The sequence below is a fragment of the Chloroflexus sp. genome (assembly GCF_034431535.1).
Taxonomy (GTDB): domain Bacteria; phylum Chloroflexota; class Chloroflexia; order Chloroflexales; family Chloroflexaceae; genus Chloroflexus.
Window position 1 is genome coordinate 1 of sequence record NZ_DAOUDC010000061.1, and the last position, 15,881, is coordinate 15,881.

Sequence of the window (15,881 nt, forward strand, 5' to 3'; positions counted from 1 at the left end):
CACTGCTCCCACCAGACGGCGGGAGCAGGGGCGGGGGGATGAGCAGGTACGGTACTGCGGGAGCGGTAGGCAGCAGCGCCCCTTTCCCGCGCCAGTGGGAAAGTAGGGGGATGCGGGCAATAGATACAGAATCTCGCCTTCACCATGACCTGCGTTGGCAAGTGCCAAACCTGCCCTACGACGCAGCCATTGCCTTCAGACGGCTTTCGATCAACTCCATCAGTTGCTGGGGCGTCACACGGGAGTAATAATCGTATTCGATCATTATCGCCGGCACATCATCGCAGGCGGCCATGCAATCGAGCTCAACAATGTGCAGCTCGTTGGGATGGGCGGCGCGCAGGCGGGCCAACGTCTGCCAAATATCGGGACGGCTGCGCGCACAAAGCCGGCAGATGGTCAGTTCAACCACGGCCATCCTCTGCCTTCCTTTCTAATCTGAGCGCCGGGCCAAAGGCAAGAGGCCATTGGGTTGCCAGTGGGCAGTGAGATGTGTGCAATGCATTCATGCGCGTAGAGCTGACAGAACGGCTACCGCCGCAAGATTGGAAAAACCTACGAAGCAGTGCATCAACGCTGAGCGAGTCGCCGTTGCTACAATGAATGTCGGGGCCAATACATCATATCTGTGCAAGCAAGCACAACGTACTTCTCTAGTGTACACGTTCTGTCAATAGATTGCAAATACAAAATTGTGCGTATGTTGAGCAAAACGAGCAGAGCGGCTCCAACCGAGAGGCTGGAGCCGCGGAATTATCTGGCAAACGAGCTTCGCTCCACCTATCGGAAGGCGGATGACGGCTCCATGACGTTTGGGCGGGGGCATCGCGACGCGATGCTTCGGCGCAAGCGGCTAGCCACGACAGCACCCCGCCATAGAGACTGTTGCCTCACGTCCAATTACCGACCGTCGCCTCATCTCGAAGTTGGGCAAGCTTCACTGCTAAACCAATATAGACGGCCGGTGCCAGCGCCTGCAACTCGGCACGCACGGCATCGCTCACCGGCAAGCTGGCGATAAAGCGGGCCAGCTCATCAGTGGTGAGGGCGCGGCCACGGGTAAACTCCTTCAGCAGTTCGTATGGCTCGGCAAAGCCTTCACGGCGCAGAATAGTCTGGATCGCTTCGGCCAATACTTCGGGATGGGCTTCGAGATCGCGGCGCAGACGGGTGCGATCAACGGCGACTTTCTGCAAGCCGCGCAACAAGCGCCGGTACGCGAGCAGGCAATAGCCAAAGGCCAGTCCTAGATTGCGCAGCACGGTGCTGTCGGACAGATCGCGTTGCAGGCGCGAAATGGGCAACTTGCGGCTGAACAGCTCGAGCAGTGCGCCTGCCAAAGCCAAATTACCCTCGGCATTCTCGAAGTCGATCGGGTTGACTTTATGCGGCATAGTTGATGAACCCACTTCACCAGCACGCGCTGCCTGCACCAGATAGCCATCGCTGATATAGCGCCAGCAATCTTGGCTGAGGTCGGTCAGAATGGCTCCGACCCGCTTGAATGCATCGCAAAGTGCGGCCAAAGTGTCGTGCGGCTCGATCTGGGTCGTCAGCAAGATCGGCTCAAGGTCGAGCGAACGAACGAAGGCGCGCGAGAACTTGAGCCAGTCGATCTGCGGCAACGCCGCGTGATGAGCGGCAAAGACGCCGCTGGCCCCATTGAGCTTGCCGGTGATGCGGATGGCGGCGACATCATTGATTGTGCGCCGCAAGCGCATATAGAAGACGTTCATCTCTTTGCCGAAGGTGGTGGGAGTGGCTGGTTGGCCGTGGGTGCGGGCCAACATCGGCGTAGCCGCCTCGGCATCGGCCAATTGGCGCAACGGTTCGAGCAGCGCCTCCAGCGCCGGCAATAACACCAGTTCACGCGCTTCTTTCACCATAAGCGCATAGGCCAAATTGTTGACATCTTCGGACGTGATCGCAAAATGCACCGCCTCAAGGTGGCTAGTCAAGCCAAGCGCCGTCAGCTTTTCGCGCAACCAATACTCAACCGCTTTGACATCGTGATTCACCCGCCGATCCCACGCGGCAATCGCCAGCGCATCTTCATCGCTAAACTGGCGGTAAAGCGCGCGTAGCGCCGCTTGCTGCGGCGGAGTCAGCGGCGGCACAAAGGTGATGCCGCGAGCACGAGAGAGAAAGATCAGATACTCAACCTCAACCCGCACCCGATAGCGAAAGAGCGCCGCTTCGCTGAAAAAGCCGGCCAGCGCCGCTACATCGTTGCGGTAACGGCCATCGAGCGGGCCGATCGCAGCCAAACGGGCCATATCCTCAGTGGTCATCGATTCCTCCGTATCATTGTTTGCTTGCTGTGCGGAAGGGTACCACAAAAATGGATCGGGCATGGCACAGTGGCGAAAAGACCATGATATTACCTGTGCAAGACATTGATATTCCACCAGCAATCGGTTACAATGGTTATCAGAAGTCTAAATATTTGTTGCCAGAATAATTTACACCTTGATCATACTTGCCAGTGAGGACGCGCATGCACGAGCACGATACCCGCTCTCATCATACCAGCGCGATTGACGATATTGTCCGCCAGATTACGTGGCAAAGCCAGAAGCAGTTATTGCAAACGCTCAGCCGGCCTGAAATCAATCTGACGCTGCCGCAAATGGTCACACTGTTTGCCATTCGCGAAGCAGGTGTCTGCCGTATGAGCGAACTCGCCGAGATCACGCAACAATCGGCGGGCACGCTCACCGGGATTGTTGATCGGCTGATTGATGAACATCTGGTCGGGCGGGTGCGCGATGTCGAAGATCGGCGCGTGGTGCAAGTAATGCTCACCCGGCAAGGCGAGCAGCGGCTGGCGCTGGTCGAGGCGGCCCGGCGCACTGATATGGATCGGATTCTGGTCCGATTCAGCCTCGAACAACTGCGCGACCTTGAGCATCTATTGCAATTGTTGCTCGATGGGATTAATGAATTGATCAGCGATCGCGACCTCACGCGCACCGCCAATGGTCAAGCCAACCCATCATCACTCTCGCGCAGCGCCTAACCAGCGCACCGTTCCGCAACCTTCTTCATTATCACCCGTCAAATGGAGTAGCGCTATCCCAGCTTCGTAGTATGATGATGCTGGTAGGTAGTGTGTGCGTCACAACGACTGAGGAGCATTATGAGCCAATCAACCCGACTCCGCCGCCGCCAGAACCGTCTGGTCTGGGGGATCGGCGCGTTGCTTATCGTCGGAGGCATCTTTGCCGGTCTCTTCTGGTTTAACCGCGGCCAACCCGCGAATGTCCGGCTCAACTATGCGCTTACCAATCCGCAACGCGGCCCGATTAGCGCCACCGTCAACGCCAGCGGCGCGATCCAGCCGCAGCAGGTGCTCGATCTGACGTTTGGCAACAGTGGCTTGATCAGCGAAGTGTTGGTGCAAGTCGGCGATCAGGTCACGGCTGGGCAAGTGTTAGCTCGGCTCGACACACGCGATCTCGAATTGCGGGTCGAGCAAGCAGCGGCGCAACTCGCGCAGGCCCAAGCGAGTCTCGATCGGCTGCGGGCCGGGCCACGCGAAGCCGAAATTGCGGCTGCGGAAGCGCAATTAGCCCAAGCCCAAGCCCAATTGCGCCAGACGACCGGTAATGTGACCGAGAAGGATTTGGCAGCGGCGCGCGCGCAGGTCGATCAGGCGCGGGCTAATCTCGAACGGCTCTTGGGCGGGCCAAAAGCCAGCGAGGTGGCGCAGGCACAAGCGCAGGTCGATCAGGCGGCAGCAGCCTTGCAAGCCCAACGCGATTCGTTATCGGCGGCCAAGACGCGGGCCGAGTCGCAGTTATTGCAAGCGGCGAATGCGTTGCGCGACCGCCAAGCCGAGTACAGCCGGATTTACAACGACAACCGCGAGCGCGAGCAGCAATTGGCCCGGTTTGGCCAATCGCTGCCGCAATCGGCGCTCGATACGGAAGCGGCGGCCTTGCGCGCCGTGCAAAATGCGGAAGAGCAGATGCGACAGGCGCAAGTCGCTTTTGAGCAGGCCAAGCAAGCCGAGATTACCGGCATTGCCCAAGTCGAAGCCCAATTGCGCAGCGCGCAGGCCAACCTTGAGCGGATCTTGGCCGGGGCCGATCGCGATCAAGTGGCGGCGGCGCGGGCCCAATTGGCGCAGGCCGAAGCCAATCTGAACAAGTTGCTCGGCGATCAGCGGGCCGGCAGCTTGGCAGCAGCGCAGGCTGCGGTCGCCAGCGCCGAGGCCAATTTGCAACGGATCACTGCACCGCCGAGCGAGGCCGATCTGGCTAGCGCCGAGGCCCAAGTCGCCAGTGCTCACGCCAGTTTAGCTCAAGCGCAATTGGCGCTAGAGCGGGCGACTCTCACCGCCCCCATTGCCGGCGTGGTGGCCGAGGTCAACCTTGAGATCGGCGAATTCTACAACGCGGCCCGGCCAGCGGTGGTGCTGGCCGATCTGAGTGGTTATTATGTCGATGTGACCGTTGATGAAATTGATGTTGCCCAGATCGCGGTAGGCCAACCGGTCACGCTGGTGCTTGATGCCCTGCCCAATCTCGATCTGCGGGGCAAGGTGGCGCGGATCAACCCGCTCTCGATTGTGCAATCGGGGGTCACGGCCTATACGGTACGGATCGTCACCGACAATCCGCCGGCGGCAGTACGTTCGGGGATGTCGGCTAGCGCCGATATTATTGTGGCCGAGAAGAGTGACGCGCTGATCGTGCCGCGCCGGGCAGTGCGCGCCGCTAGTGGCCAGTTCTTCGTTGATGTCACCGCTGATCCCGGCTTGTGCAACGTTGATATTGCCCAGCGCCCGCTGCAACCGGCGTTGCAGGCTATCGCCGTGCAGTTAGGCTTGAGCAACGATCAAGTGATTGAGGTTGTCTCTGGCAATATCGAGCTGAACAGTTGCATCTATGTGCCGGGAGTAGACGCGCGGATCAACCTGTTTAACGCCGGCGGGCCGCCTCCCGGCGTGCGGAACCGGTGATGGCGCGGAGCAACGCTTATGAACATCCTTGAAGCAATCCGCATTGCGTTTAATAGCTTGCTGGCCAACAAGCTACGGGCTATTCTCACGATGCTCGGCATTATTATCGGCGTGGGGGCCGTCATTGCGCTACTAGCGTTAGGCGGCGCGATCCAAACGCTCGTCACCAGCGAATTGCAAGGGCTGGGCAGCAATCTGGTCTTTCTCTTCGCCGGTACCAACGACCCGGAAACAAACCGGCGAGTGCCGCCGCGCCTGACCAACGAAGACATTGCCGCCATCGCCGATCCGCTCAATGTGCCAGTGGTCGCGGCGGTCTGCGCCGAATTCAGCCGGCGCGCGCTCACCACCTATAGCGGGGCTAGTTACGACGCCCTGATCGCCGGTGTCAGCGCCAACTACCCGCAAGTGCGCAATGCGCGGGTGGCGGAAGGAGCCTTCTTTGATGAGCGGGCTATTGAACTGCGATCACGCGAAGCCGTGCTCGGCCATCGGGTGTCCAAACGTCTCTTCCCCGACGGCGCCGATCCGATCGGGCAGCGGATCCGGATCAATGGGATCGGATTTCAGGTGATCGGAGTGATGGCCGAACGTGGCGGTAGCTTTGCCTCGAACGAAGACGACCAGATCTTCGTGCCGATCACCACCGCTCAAGACCGGCTCTTCCCGCCGGCGCAGAATGTCACCCGCCGGGTTGAAGTGACGGTCGTGTACATTCAGGCTCGCGATGAAGACAGCATTGATGCGCTGATCGACCAGATCACCGCCTTGCTGCGCCAGCGCAATGGCCTCACCTACCAAAACAACAACTTTACCATCGTCACTCAGCAAGATCTGGTCAGTTCGTTTGCGACCATCACCGGCGCGATCACCATCTTCTTGGGGGCGATTGCCGCTATTTCGTTGGTGGTAGGCGGCATTGGAATTATGAACATTATGCTGGTGAGCGTGACCGAACGCACCCGCGAGATTGGCCTGCGCAAAGCGGTTGGCGCGCGGCGCAACGACATTCGCCTCCAGTTTCTAGTGGAAGCGATGGTGTTGAGCCTGATGGGAGGTGTGCTAGGCATCGCCTTGGGGTACGGCTTAGCCGCGATCGGCACCACTCTGTTAGCCAACTTCTCGCCCAATGCCCGTGCTGAAGTCAGCCTTGACGCCATTTTACTGGCGACGATCACGTCGATTGCGGTCGGTATTTTCTTCGGCCTCTACCCTGCTGACCGAGCGGCGCGGCTTGATCCGATCGCGGCGTTGCGGTATGAGTGAGCGTGGTATACTGAAGAGCAATATACCGCATCATCCCGCAGTAAAGAACATGGTACGGCGATATGCGCATCTTGATCACCGGCTCGTCAGGCATGATCGGCACCAATCTCGGCCTGCGCTTGCTGGCCGAGGGGCATCACGTCTTTGGGATTGACCGGCGGGTCAATCCATGGACTGACCGGATTCCAACGCTCTTGCAAGACCTTGCCATGCCGCAGCGCGACTTCCGGGCCGGGATCGGCGGCGCACCCTATCCGCCGTGCGATCTGGTCGTACACCTAGCAGCCAACGCCAAGGTCTACGAGTTGGTGAGCGAGCCGTACCGCGCGCTCGAAAACATCAATATTACCTACAACGTGCTCGAATATTGCCGCGCGCACAACGTGCCGCTCATCTTCGCCTCGTCGCGCGAAGTCTATGGTGACATTCACCGCTACATCACCGAAGAGACACGGGCCGACTTCAGCTTCACCGAAAGTCCGTACTCGGCCTCGAAGATTGCCGGCGAGGCGCTGATCTACGCCTACGCGCGCTGTTACGGCCTGCGCTATATTGTCTTTCGCTTCTCGAATGTCTATGGCCGCTACGACAACGACCTAGCGCGGATGGAGCGGGTCATCCCGCTGTTCATTCACCGGATCAGCTACGGTGAGCCGGTGACAGTATTCGGCGGCGATAAGGTGCTTGATTTTACCTACATTGACGACTGCGTTGATGGAATTGTGCGCGGGATCACTCGTTTATTTAGAGGAGAAGTGGTTAACCGCACGATTAACCTAGCTTATGGCGAAGGCAACACCCTCATCCGAGCCGCCGAATTGATCGGCCTTGCCCTTGGTCGCCGTCCTGAGATTATCGTCCAGCCGGCCAAGCGGGTGGGTGAAGTGAGCTATTACGTAGCCGACATCCGGCGCGCGCGCGAGCTGTTGAGCTATCAACCGCAGGTGCCGCTGGCTGAGGGGATTCGGCGCGCCGTGGCATGGTCGCATGGAGAGCAAGCGCCATGACTGAACCGCAGCAGGAGATGGCAGCTATTGCCCAACCTACTATGCGTTTCATTCCGACCGAGCGGGTGCGGCGTTGGATGCAGGCGAGCACCGCATGGCTGGCGTTGCAAGAGCCCGAACGGCTCTTTCCGGCGCTGGTCGCCAGTTTTGTTGAGGTTGTACCGGCGCTGCGAGCTGCGATACTTTGGCTCGCCACACCCAGCGGCTTGCAACCGGCGGCGCAGGCTGGGTTAGCGATGCCGTCGCACCTTGCGGCGCAATGGCGGCAGATCAAATTGCGGATGGGCGAGGGCGTGGCCGGTCTGGTGTGGCAACGTGACACAATCGTGCAACAGCACGGCGAGCATAGCTACCGCGAATTGCAGGGGTTGGTCTCGGCGCAGGCCCAAACCATTTTTCAAGAGTGGAGCGATCTCCTGCCGCGCAGCTTGAAGATTACGGCCACGCCATTACGCGCTGGCAATCAGTTTGTCGGCGTGTTGGAATTAATCGGCGTCGCTACTGAGCCGCTGGAGCTTGAGCCTGATGATTTAGAGATGATCGCCAGCATTGTCGCGGCAGCCATCCGCAATGCCCAGTTGTACGACGAGATCCGGCGCAGCAATCAGCGGTTGAAAGCGTTTGATGCCGTCGTCACCTCGATTAGCACCGCAGCCGACCTGCCCGATCTGGTGCAGAGCGTGCTCACCGTGGTGTTGGAATTGACGCCGGCCCACAGTGGCGCGCTCCTGATTTTCGATCCGGCGCAAGAACGCCTGCAGATCGGCGCATGGCGCGCGATTGATGTGGCTGCACTGGCCTGTTTCGATCAAGCACCGGTTGATGCGAGTCCGTGCGCCGAAGTCGTGCGTTACGGCCAACCGGCGATCCGGCCCCTGCTAAACGAACGCGGCGAGACAGCACTGATCGCGGCCGGTGTGACGGCTGCTGCCTACTTGCCCTTGCTGGCCGGCGGCACCGTAACCGGTGTGTTAGCCCTCTTTGGCGATCTTGACTTGACTAGCCAGATCGATAAGGACTTGCTGATGCCGATCTGCAATCAGGTCGGTTTTGCGATTGCCAACGTGCGGTTGTACGAAGACAGCCAGCGCGAGCGCCGCAAACTGAATACGGTGGTCGAGTCGATTGCCGAGGGGGTGCTGCTCTGCGATCGCTATGGACGCTTGACCTTGGCCAATCAGGCAGCGCATGAATTGCTCGAACAAGACAACCTCAGCTTTGAGATGCCGTTAGCCGCTATTCCTGATTTATACGATTTGCGTGATCTCGATGGCAATCCGCTGACGCCTGATGACCTGCCATTTACCCGCGCCTTGCGCGGTAACACCTTCTACGATTACCGGTTGATGCGCCGGCGGGCAGATGGGAGTGAACGCTTCTTTAGTTTCACCGGCGCGCCGGCGGTAAACGAAAAAGGTGACGTGGAAGGGGCAGTGATCACGTTCCGCGACATCACGGCCAACCAGAAGGTGCAACGCGCCAAAGACGAGTTTCTGGCGGTGGCAGCGCATGAACTACGCAGTCCGCTGGCAGCGGTGCGCAGCTACGCCGATCTCTTGCTCCGCCGCGAACAGCAACGTGACGGCGATCCGCGCGATATTCACGGGTTGACCATTCTCACCCAACAAGTCGCCCACATGCTGCGTCTCGTCGATAACCTGCTCGATGTGTCACGGCTCGACGCCGGCCAGTTCGATCTCCAATACCAGCCAACCAATCTGGTGATGCTGGCCCAGCAAGTAATTGACCAGCAGCGGCCCAGCGCCGGCAATCGTGAACTCTTGCTCGAAACCGAAACAACCGAATTACTTGTCGTCTGCGATGCCGTCCGCATCCGGCAAGTGTTGACCAACTTGCTCAACAACGCGATTAAATACAGCCCGCCCGATAGCGTGATCAGCATGCGCCTGCGCAGCGCGCTGCTGCCGGCCAATAGTGCGCCGGCAGTCTTGATCAGCGTTAGCGATCAAGGGTCGGGCATTCCGGCGAGCGAACAAGAACGGGTCTTCCAACGCTATTACCGGTCGCCGGGGCGGCGGGGCGAGGGATTGGGCCTCGGTCTGTATTTGAGCCGCGAAATTGTGCAGTTGCACGGCGGCCAGATTTGGATCGAGAGCCGCGAAGGGCAGGGTAGCACATTTATGGTGCTGTTGCCGGCTGAGCGGCCACGAGAGATGGGAGTCGGGAGTAGGGAGTAGCAAGTTACAATCTGTGGCCAGTGGTGAGGTGGTTTTTGAGAGCAACCTTCTTCAGCAAGAACGAACGCTGCGCGCCTGCGCCCGTCTTCGCACTGACAGCGCGACCGGCAGCGCGCAAGGATACCGAGTGAGCGAGGGCGCGTAAAAAAGAGTATGGATTGCATCATAGCCTGACATATTGCCTCATTTGCCAGTGATCGCTATGCACTAAACCGGAGTCTTGCCTGTGCCAATCCGAAAGAAGCCGTTTCTCCAAGCTCTCTCACCAGCGCCGCCGCCGCGACTTGGGCCAGCAGGGCCGCCACCGATTCGCATGGCTGCCAACGAAAACCCTCTCGGGCCATCACCACGGGCAGTGGCTGCGGTACAAGCAGCGTTGGCCGAACTCCATCGCTACCCTGATGCCGGTGGGTCGGCGCTCAAGCATGCACTGGCCGCACGCGCCAAGCTTGCCCCGGAAAGCGTCATGCTGGGCAATGGCTCTGACGAATTAATTATGTTGATCTGCCATGCCATGCTGGGGGAAGGTGATGAAGCGGTGCTGGCGCAAGGTTCATTCATCAGCTATGCGCGACGAATACAGGCGCAGGGTGCGATTGCGCGCCAGATTCCGCTGCGTAACATGACCCACGACCTGCCGGCAATGGCTGCGGCGATCACGCCGAACACCCGGCTCGTCTTCGTTTGCAATCCCAACAATCCCACCGGCACGACAGTCGGGGAGGCGGAACTGCTGGCGTTCCTCGATCAGGTACCGGACGAGGTGCTGGTGGTGGTTGATGAAGCCTATATCGAGTTTGTCACCCGGCCTGATTTCCCCGATCTGCTGCCGCTCATCCGGGCCGGACGCGATAATCTGCTGCTGTTGCGCACCTTTGCCAAGATCCACGGGTTGGCCGGCCTACGGCTGGGGTATGCCTTTGGCGCACCCGACCTGATCGCCTATTTGGAGCGGGCGCGGCCAGTCTTCAACGTCAATGCGTTGGCGCAGATTGCCGGTCTGGCTGCGCTCGATGATGCCGAACATCTCGCCCGATCGTTGGCCCACGCCGCGTACAGCCGCACGGTGCTGAGCGAGGGTTTGCGGGCATTAGGGTTAACCGTCATTCCCGGAGAGACGAACTTTGTGGCTGTGGCAGTGGTTGACGATCAGGCACTGGCGGCGGCGTTGGCCCAGCGCGGAGTGTTGGTGACGCCGCTCAGTGGCTGGGGTTTACCGGGTTGGATTCGGATTTCGTTCGGCACCGCCGACGAAAATCGCGCTTGTCTTGCCGCGTTGGGTGAAATATTGGCCAATGAGTAAACGATATGCATGCTCGCCTGTGCCTTGTGCGTCTATACACGAGAGTGGCATACCGCGGGCCGGCAGCCCGTACTCTTAGGCCCTGCGCCGGCAAGCCGGCGGCCCCCGCTCCCAGCCATCCATTGACACCGAGAGTTCACGCACTGATCAGGAGTAGATATGAGTGAACCGCAACGACCATCGTTTTGCCAGCAATGTGGGCACAAACTAACGGCAAACGACCGTTTTTGCCCGGAGTGTGGCGCGCGCGTGTCAGAAAAGATCACGCCGCCGACCACCATCATCCCGCCTGACCGGCCTGCCGCGCCGCCGACCACCATCATCCCGCCTGACCGGCCTGCCGCGCCGCCGACCCCACCAGTCATTCCACCTGCCCAAAGCGCCAGCAGCCCGCCTGATCCGTTTATGCCGCCACCGCCATCGTATGGGATACCGGCCAGCAGTTCCCCGCCGTACCAAATGCCAGCGAGCGCCGAGAGCCAAGCTACCCCTGCGAACAACAAGCTCGTCTGGTTACTAATTGGCGGTATCAGCTTGCTGCTGCTCATCTTTATTGGCGCATGCGTCTTTATCGTGATCTCACTGTCCTCGTTTAACATCAGCAACGTGACCGGTACATCGACCCCTGTTGTCGGAGAGCCTTCGACGAGCGGCGGCGGTGCAGTGGGTTCAGTGATTGGTGGCGAAATTGTCTTCCGCGATGATTTCGAGAACCCAGCGGACAGCAGCTTAGGCGCGAGTGAAGACAGCAGCGCGCGCTACGCTTACGAGCAGGGAGACTACGTTATCGAAGTCAAGGAACCGGAGCTGCTGGTGTGGGCACTGGTTGACGGCAGTTATCGCAATGTCGTGATCGAGACAAATTATTCCATCCCGCGCAATAGTCCGGGTGGGGCCGCCGGATTGATCTTTCGCTATCAAGACGAAGACAACTTCTACCTATTTAGCGTCTCAAACGATGGTTACTACGCGCTCGAGCTGCTGGAAGCCAACCAGTGGGTGACGATCATCGACTGGACGCAGCACGAGGCCATCAACCCGGAAAACAACCGCATGCGGGTTGAGCTGCGCGGCGACGAGATTACACTGTACGTCAACGACCGCCGGCTGGAGCAGACGCGCGATCCGACCTTTACCCGCGGTGAGGTTGGGTTGGCGGTGACCAGTTTCGATGAGAGCGGGATCATCGTGCGCTTCGACGAAATCACGATTCAAGAGCGGTAGGGGTTGCTCGCACGCACTCCTCTCTTTTTCGCTAGGGCAATTGGCCCCCAACCCTTGCCTCTCCCCCAACGGGGGAGGGGAATAGCCACGAAGAGACACAAGAAGCACAAAAATTGTTGTGATGTTTGCGCCTTTTGGCGGCTATTCCCTGCGCCTTGGCGGTCGCCCTCACCGCCTAGCCCCCTTGCCAGAAGTTTGTACCGCGAGGTCGCCGGGGCGCGAGGATAGCGGGGGCTCAAGCGCGCTTGTATCTCTGCCACTCAACCCTTTGCGTGCTTTGCGCGCTTGGCGGCTTTGTGTTTCGACCCTCTGCGCCTTGGCGGTCGCCCTCCCCCCCCTCGCTCCCGCTCCCGCCTGACAGTTCAAGGGCGCACAGAACGCACGAGCACAGATGTGGTTTATGGCTTTGCGATAATCCGTTTCGCCCTCACCCCCAACTCCTCTCCCACTGGCGCGGGAGAGGAGAGTGTAGAGCTAAGCTTTGAGGCATTGCCTAGCGATCAACGGTCGTGCTCGATCGAATGTTCTGTCCGCCCCTCAAACAGTGAGGCAGAGGGAGCTACTGTCTCCCTCCTAACACCATAAATGCTTGACAAGCTCATTCTGTCATCCTATACTAAAAACAGGTTTACGATATAGACCAGTTTATAAAAGGTGTAGCAATGAACCCGATTCCCGATCTTAGCCAGCGCACCCGGCGCTACTGGATGATCGACGGTTTGCCGGAACTGCTGATCGGCAGCATCTTTCTGTTCACCGGCTTGGTCCAGCTTGTGCCGCTGGTTGCGCCGGCCAACATCGCCGGCTGGGCCAATCTCTTGCTGCCGCTCGCGCTGATCCCGCTGATCCTGTTAGGCAGAAGGATCCTTCACGCACTCAAGATGCGCATCACCTACCCGCACACCGGTTATGTCGCTTATCGCCAACCGCCACGATGGCAACGCGCGCTCGGCGGGTTGGTAGGAATAGGTGTAGGCATCGCGTTGGTCAATCTCACAATGCCCAGCTTACGGAGGTAGTGATGCCGGCGCTGACCGGTTTTACCTTGGCCGCCGGCTTGGGCTATCTCGGCGCGTATCTCGGCATGCGGCGCTTCTACGCCTTAGCTGCGTTTGTGGCGGCGGTTGGCATCCTCATGTACTGGATGCCAATTGGCGATTTTCTCGGCGCGAGTCTGGTGATCGCGGCGGCAGGCGCATGGATGCTGATTGCCGGCAGTGTCACGCTCTACCACTATCTCCAACACACCCAGATCGAGGCATAACGATGAAACTCCAGATGCACCAGTTGGCCGGCCTTGAGCGTCTTATCCACGAGCCGGCGCGCCTGATGATCATGGCGCTGCTCTATACCGTTGAGAGTGCCGATTTTTTCTTCTTGCAACGCGAGACCGGCCTCAGCAAGGGGAATTTGTCGGTGCATCTCGCCAAGCTCGAACAGGCCGGCTACGTGCGGATCGAGAAGACCTATCGCGGCAAGTTGCCATTGACCCTCTGTTCGTTGACCGAGGCCGGGAGGGAAGCGTTTCAGCACTACCGGCGTAGTTTGCACCATCTGGTGGCCGCCACCGGCGATAGTCATGAGCCGCCAGCTATGACGCCATCGCCGACGCGGTAGTGAGTATTGGCCAGTGAGAAGCTAGCCGATTGGAGGCGCGTGATGAACACTTTCGCCATCCGCACCCGGCAACTGACCCGTACCTTTGGCCCGGTGCGAGCGGTTGATCAATTGACGCTTGAAGTCCGGCAGGGTGAGATTTTCGGCTTTTTAGGCCCAAACGGATCAGGTAAGACGACCACAATCCGGCTGTTACTGGGCTTATTGCAACCCGACGTCGGCCAGATCGAGGTGTTGGGCTTGCCGGTGCCGCAACGAGCTGCCGAGGTGCGCGAGCGCGCCGGTGCGCTGCTTGAACACGCTGGCTTGTATGAACGCCTGAGCGCCGCTGATAACCTTGATTACTACGGACGCATTTGGCGGATGCCGGCAGTCGAACGCAACGAACGTATTCACGAATTGCTGGCATCGCTGGGGTTGTGGGAACGGCGCAACGAACAGGTCAAGACGTGGAGCCGCGGCATGAAACAGAAGCTGGCGATTGCGCGCGCGCTCTTACACCGGCCCCAACTCATCTTTCTCGACGAACCGACCGTCAGCCTTGACCCCATTGCCGCCGCCTCGTTCCGCGACGATCTGCGCACGCTGGTTGAACGGGAAGGGGTGACAGTCTTCCTCACCACTCACAATCTGGCCGAAGCCGAGAAGCTCTGCCACCGGGTCGGGATTATCCGGCAGGGCCGGCTATTGGCGCAGGGCAGTCTTGCCGAGCTGCGCCGCCACGACGCGCTGCAGCTTGAAATCATCGGGCGCGCCTTCACGCCGCATGTCGTGACGGTCCTCCAATCCCAACCCGCTGTGAAGCGGGTCGAAGCCAACGGCGCGCGCCTGCACATCGAACTCGCCGCCGTAAGCGATCTGGCGCCGCTGGTGAAGCTGGTGGTCGAGCACGGCGGGCAGGTCGAAGAAGTCCATCGCAGCAACGCCAGCCTCGAAGAGGTCTTCCTGACCTTGATGGAAGAGGAGGAGGCCCATGCTCACTGACATCTGGACGGTCATGCGCAAAGAGTTGCAAGAGGCATTCAACCGCGGCGATCGGGTCGGCAAGTTTGGCCTGCTCTTCATGATTTTCTCATTCGGTATCTTATTGCCGTGGCAAATGGGCAGATCGTGGGTTGAGTCGCCAATCACGCTCGTCTACTGGAGCTGGGTGCCGCTCTTTCTGGTCAACGCGGTCGTGGCCGATTCATTTGCTGGCGAACGTGAACGGCACACGCTGGAAACCTTGCTCGCCAGCCGGTTGCCCGATCAGGCGATTTTATTCGGCAAACTGCTGGCCGCGTTGGCGTATGGAGTCGGTTTGACATGGGCCAGCCTGCTGGTAGGGCTGATCACCATCAACCTCTTTCACGGCGAAGGACGCTTGCTCTTCTATCCGTCTGCGGTAGCGTTAGGCGTGATTGGTATCTCATTGCTCAGCGGTGGTCTCGCTGCCGGTGCGGGAGTCTTGGTGTCGCTGCGGGCAAAAAGCGTGCAGCAAGCCATACAGGTGTTGAGCATCGCTACCATGGCGCTGATCTTCATACCCACGTTTGGCCTACAGGCATTGCCGGCAGCGTGGCAAGAACGGCTGTGGAATATGGTTGCAGGCTGGAATGTGACGCAGGCGGTGCGGGTTGCAATCGCGGTATTGGCGGTGCTCAACGGTGTGTTGATCGGCGCAGCGATGCGCCGCTTCCAGCGGGCGCGGCTGATTGTTGAGTGAGGCTGCTGGGGGATTTGTACCACAGAGAACGCGGAGGCGCGGAGGATGGCGCAATGTTCCTTCCTTTCTCTACGCCTCTGTGGTCAGCATTATTGGCCCCACCCCCAGCGGGTGCGGGGCGGGGGTGGGGAATAGCCACAAAAAGACACAAGCAGCACAAACAATCTTTGTAGTTGTTGCGTCTTTTTATGGCTAGTCCACTGTGGCTTCGTGTTAGCCCTCACCCCCGCTCCTTTCGGGGATAGGTATTTGCGGTGAGTCGGCCCACCTCGTATCATAGATGTCCCCACTCCCATCGTGATGCGAGGTGCCGCATGACTCACCACAAGGCAGGAGCGGAATGGACGGCCTGCGGGTCACGCACCGTACCCCACCGCAGCACCCCGCCGGCGACGGTGCGCGCGTGGGGGAGGTGCGGGATCGCGACCACCCGACCGGGTGGCCGCGTGACGGTGGCGACCGTGCTTGCAGTGCTCCGCACCCAGTAGGTCGCAACGGTCACGCAACGGTGGTACGAATGGCGGGTCGCGGCCCCGCACACGGCTGGTACGCAGCGCCACACCCTCGCTGTGACCACCTGCGTTGCCCCTCTCCG

The 15,881-nt window shown here is 59.8% G+C and carries 15 protein-coding genes; 12 read left to right on the forward strand and 3 right to left on the reverse strand.

Annotation, left to right across the window (positions count from 1 at the left end; translation table 11 throughout):
* Positions 1–175: 175 nt before the first annotated feature.
* On the reverse strand, positions 176–418 hold the full coding sequence (locus U9R61_RS14700; RefSeq protein ID WP_322489561.1) for an NAD(P)H-dependent oxidoreductase subunit E: 243 nt from the start codon (positions 416–418) through the stop codon (positions 176–178).
* Between the two features lie 472 nt (positions 419–890).
* Positions 891–2,291 carry an adenylosuccinate lyase gene (purB, locus tag U9R61_RS14705; RefSeq protein ID WP_322489562.1) on the reverse strand — a complete coding sequence of 467 codons (1,401 nt, stop codon included), beginning with the start codon at positions 2,289–2,291 and terminating at the stop codon, positions 891–893.
* A 206-nt stretch (positions 2,292–2,497) separates the two neighbouring features.
* On the opposite strand from purB, the gene U9R61_RS14710 reads away from it, so the two are divergent.
* The 12 genes from U9R61_RS14710 (at position 2,498) to U9R61_RS14765 (ending at position 15,286) form a co-directional block, all read left to right on the forward strand.
* Positions 2,498–3,019, forward strand: coding sequence for a MarR family winged helix-turn-helix transcriptional regulator (locus U9R61_RS14710; protein ID WP_322489563.1), 522 nt, complete (start codon positions 2,498–2,500; stop codon positions 3,017–3,019).
* 120 nt (positions 3,020–3,139) lie between these two features.
* A complete protein-coding gene (locus tag U9R61_RS14715) occupies positions 3,140–4,966 on the forward strand; it encodes an efflux RND transporter periplasmic adaptor subunit (protein ID WP_322489564.1) in 1,827 nt (608 codons plus the stop codon).
* A gap of 18 nt (positions 4,967–4,984) precedes the next feature.
* Positions 4,985–6,232: an ABC transporter permease gene (locus U9R61_RS14720; protein WP_322489565.1), complete on the forward strand. Its 1,248-nt coding sequence runs from the start codon at positions 4,985–4,987 to the stop codon at positions 6,230–6,232.
* A 62-nt stretch (positions 6,233–6,294) separates the two neighbouring features.
* The gene (locus U9R61_RS14725; RefSeq protein WP_322489566.1) at positions 6,295–7,239 is read left to right on the forward strand and encodes an NAD-dependent epimerase/dehydratase family protein; all 945 of its coding nucleotides are present in this window, start codon (positions 6,295–6,297) and stop codon (positions 7,237–7,239) included.
* Positions 7,236–9,437 (forward strand): ATP-binding protein, encoded by a 2,202-nt coding sequence (locus tag U9R61_RS14730; protein WP_322489567.1) that lies wholly within the window; start codon positions 7,236–7,238, stop codon positions 9,435–9,437. The genes U9R61_RS14725 and U9R61_RS14730 overlap by 4 nt, the downstream gene beginning before the upstream one ends.
* Before the next feature lie 226 nt (positions 9,438–9,663).
* The gene (gene hisC / locus U9R61_RS14735; RefSeq protein WP_322489568.1) at positions 9,664–10,740 is read left to right on the forward strand and encodes a histidinol-phosphate transaminase; all 1,077 of its coding nucleotides are present in this window, start codon (positions 9,664–9,666) and stop codon (positions 10,738–10,740) included.
* A gap of 159 nt (positions 10,741–10,899) precedes the next feature.
* Positions 10,900–11,964 (forward strand): zinc-ribbon domain-containing protein, encoded by a 1,065-nt coding sequence (locus U9R61_RS14740; RefSeq protein WP_322489569.1) that lies wholly within the window; start codon positions 10,900–10,902, stop codon positions 11,962–11,964.
* A 662-nt stretch (positions 11,965–12,626) separates the two neighbouring features.
* On the forward strand, positions 12,627–12,983 hold the full coding sequence (locus U9R61_RS14745; protein ID WP_322489570.1) for a hypothetical protein: 357 nt from the start codon (positions 12,627–12,629) through the stop codon (positions 12,981–12,983).
* Between the two features lie 2 nt (positions 12,984–12,985).
* The gene (locus U9R61_RS14750; protein WP_322489571.1) at positions 12,986–13,228 is read left to right on the forward strand and encodes a hypothetical protein; all 243 of its coding nucleotides are present in this window, start codon (positions 12,986–12,988) and stop codon (positions 13,226–13,228) included.
* Positions 13,229–13,230: 2 nt separating this feature from the next.
* Positions 13,231–13,581, forward strand: a complete 351-nt coding sequence (locus U9R61_RS14755; RefSeq protein WP_322489572.1) for a transcriptional regulator — start codon at positions 13,231–13,233, stop codon at positions 13,579–13,581.
* A 42-nt stretch (positions 13,582–13,623) separates the two neighbouring features.
* A complete protein-coding gene (locus tag U9R61_RS14760) occupies positions 13,624–14,565 on the forward strand; it encodes an ABC transporter ATP-binding protein (RefSeq protein WP_322489573.1) in 942 nt (313 codons plus the stop codon).
* Positions 14,555–15,286 (forward strand): ABC transporter permease subunit, encoded by a 732-nt coding sequence (locus tag U9R61_RS14765; RefSeq protein ID WP_322489574.1) that lies wholly within the window; start codon positions 14,555–14,557, stop codon positions 15,284–15,286. The genes U9R61_RS14760 and U9R61_RS14765 overlap by 11 nt, the downstream gene beginning before the upstream one ends.
* Before the next feature lie 319 nt (positions 15,287–15,605).
* Here the strand turns inward: U9R61_RS14765 and U9R61_RS14770 are convergent.
* On the reverse strand, positions 15,606–15,881 hold a 276-nt coding region (locus tag U9R61_RS14770; RefSeq protein ID WP_322489575.1), incomplete at its 5' end, for a hypothetical protein.

Coding starts and splice junctions, on each gene's coding strand:
- U9R61_RS14700 (WP_322489561.1), bottom strand. CDS start 418: ATGGCCGTGGTTGAACTGACCATCTGCCGGCTTTGTGCGCGCAGCCGT.
- purB (WP_322489562.1), bottom strand. CDS start 2,291: ATGACCACTGAGGATATGGCCCGTTTGGCTGCGATCGGCCCGCTCGAT.
- U9R61_RS14710 (WP_322489563.1), top strand. CDS start 2,498: ATGCACGAGCACGATACCCGCTCTCATCATACCAGCGCGATTGACGAT.
- U9R61_RS14715 (WP_322489564.1), top strand. CDS start 3,140: ATGAGCCAATCAACCCGACTCCGCCGCCGCCAGAACCGTCTGGTCTGG.
- U9R61_RS14720 (WP_322489565.1), top strand. CDS start 4,985: ATGAACATCCTTGAAGCAATCCGCATTGCGTTTAATAGCTTGCTGGCC.
- U9R61_RS14725 (WP_322489566.1), top strand. CDS start 6,295: ATGCGCATCTTGATCACCGGCTCGTCAGGCATGATCGGCACCAATCTC.
- U9R61_RS14730 (WP_322489567.1), top strand. CDS start 7,236: ATGACTGAACCGCAGCAGGAGATGGCAGCTATTGCCCAACCTACTATG.
- U9R61_RS14740 (WP_322489569.1), top strand. CDS start 10,900: ATGAGTGAACCGCAACGACCATCGTTTTGCCAGCAATGTGGGCACAAA.
- U9R61_RS14745 (WP_322489570.1), top strand. CDS start 12,627: ATGAACCCGATTCCCGATCTTAGCCAGCGCACCCGGCGCTACTGGATG.
- U9R61_RS14750 (WP_322489571.1), top strand. CDS start 12,986: ATGCCGGCGCTGACCGGTTTTACCTTGGCCGCCGGCTTGGGCTATCTC.
- U9R61_RS14755 (WP_322489572.1), top strand. CDS start 13,231: ATGAAACTCCAGATGCACCAGTTGGCCGGCCTTGAGCGTCTTATCCAC.
- U9R61_RS14760 (WP_322489573.1), top strand. CDS start 13,624: ATGAACACTTTCGCCATCCGCACCCGGCAACTGACCCGTACCTTTGGC.
- U9R61_RS14765 (WP_322489574.1), top strand. CDS start 14,555: ATGCTCACTGACATCTGGACGGTCATGCGCAAAGAGTTGCAAGAGGCA.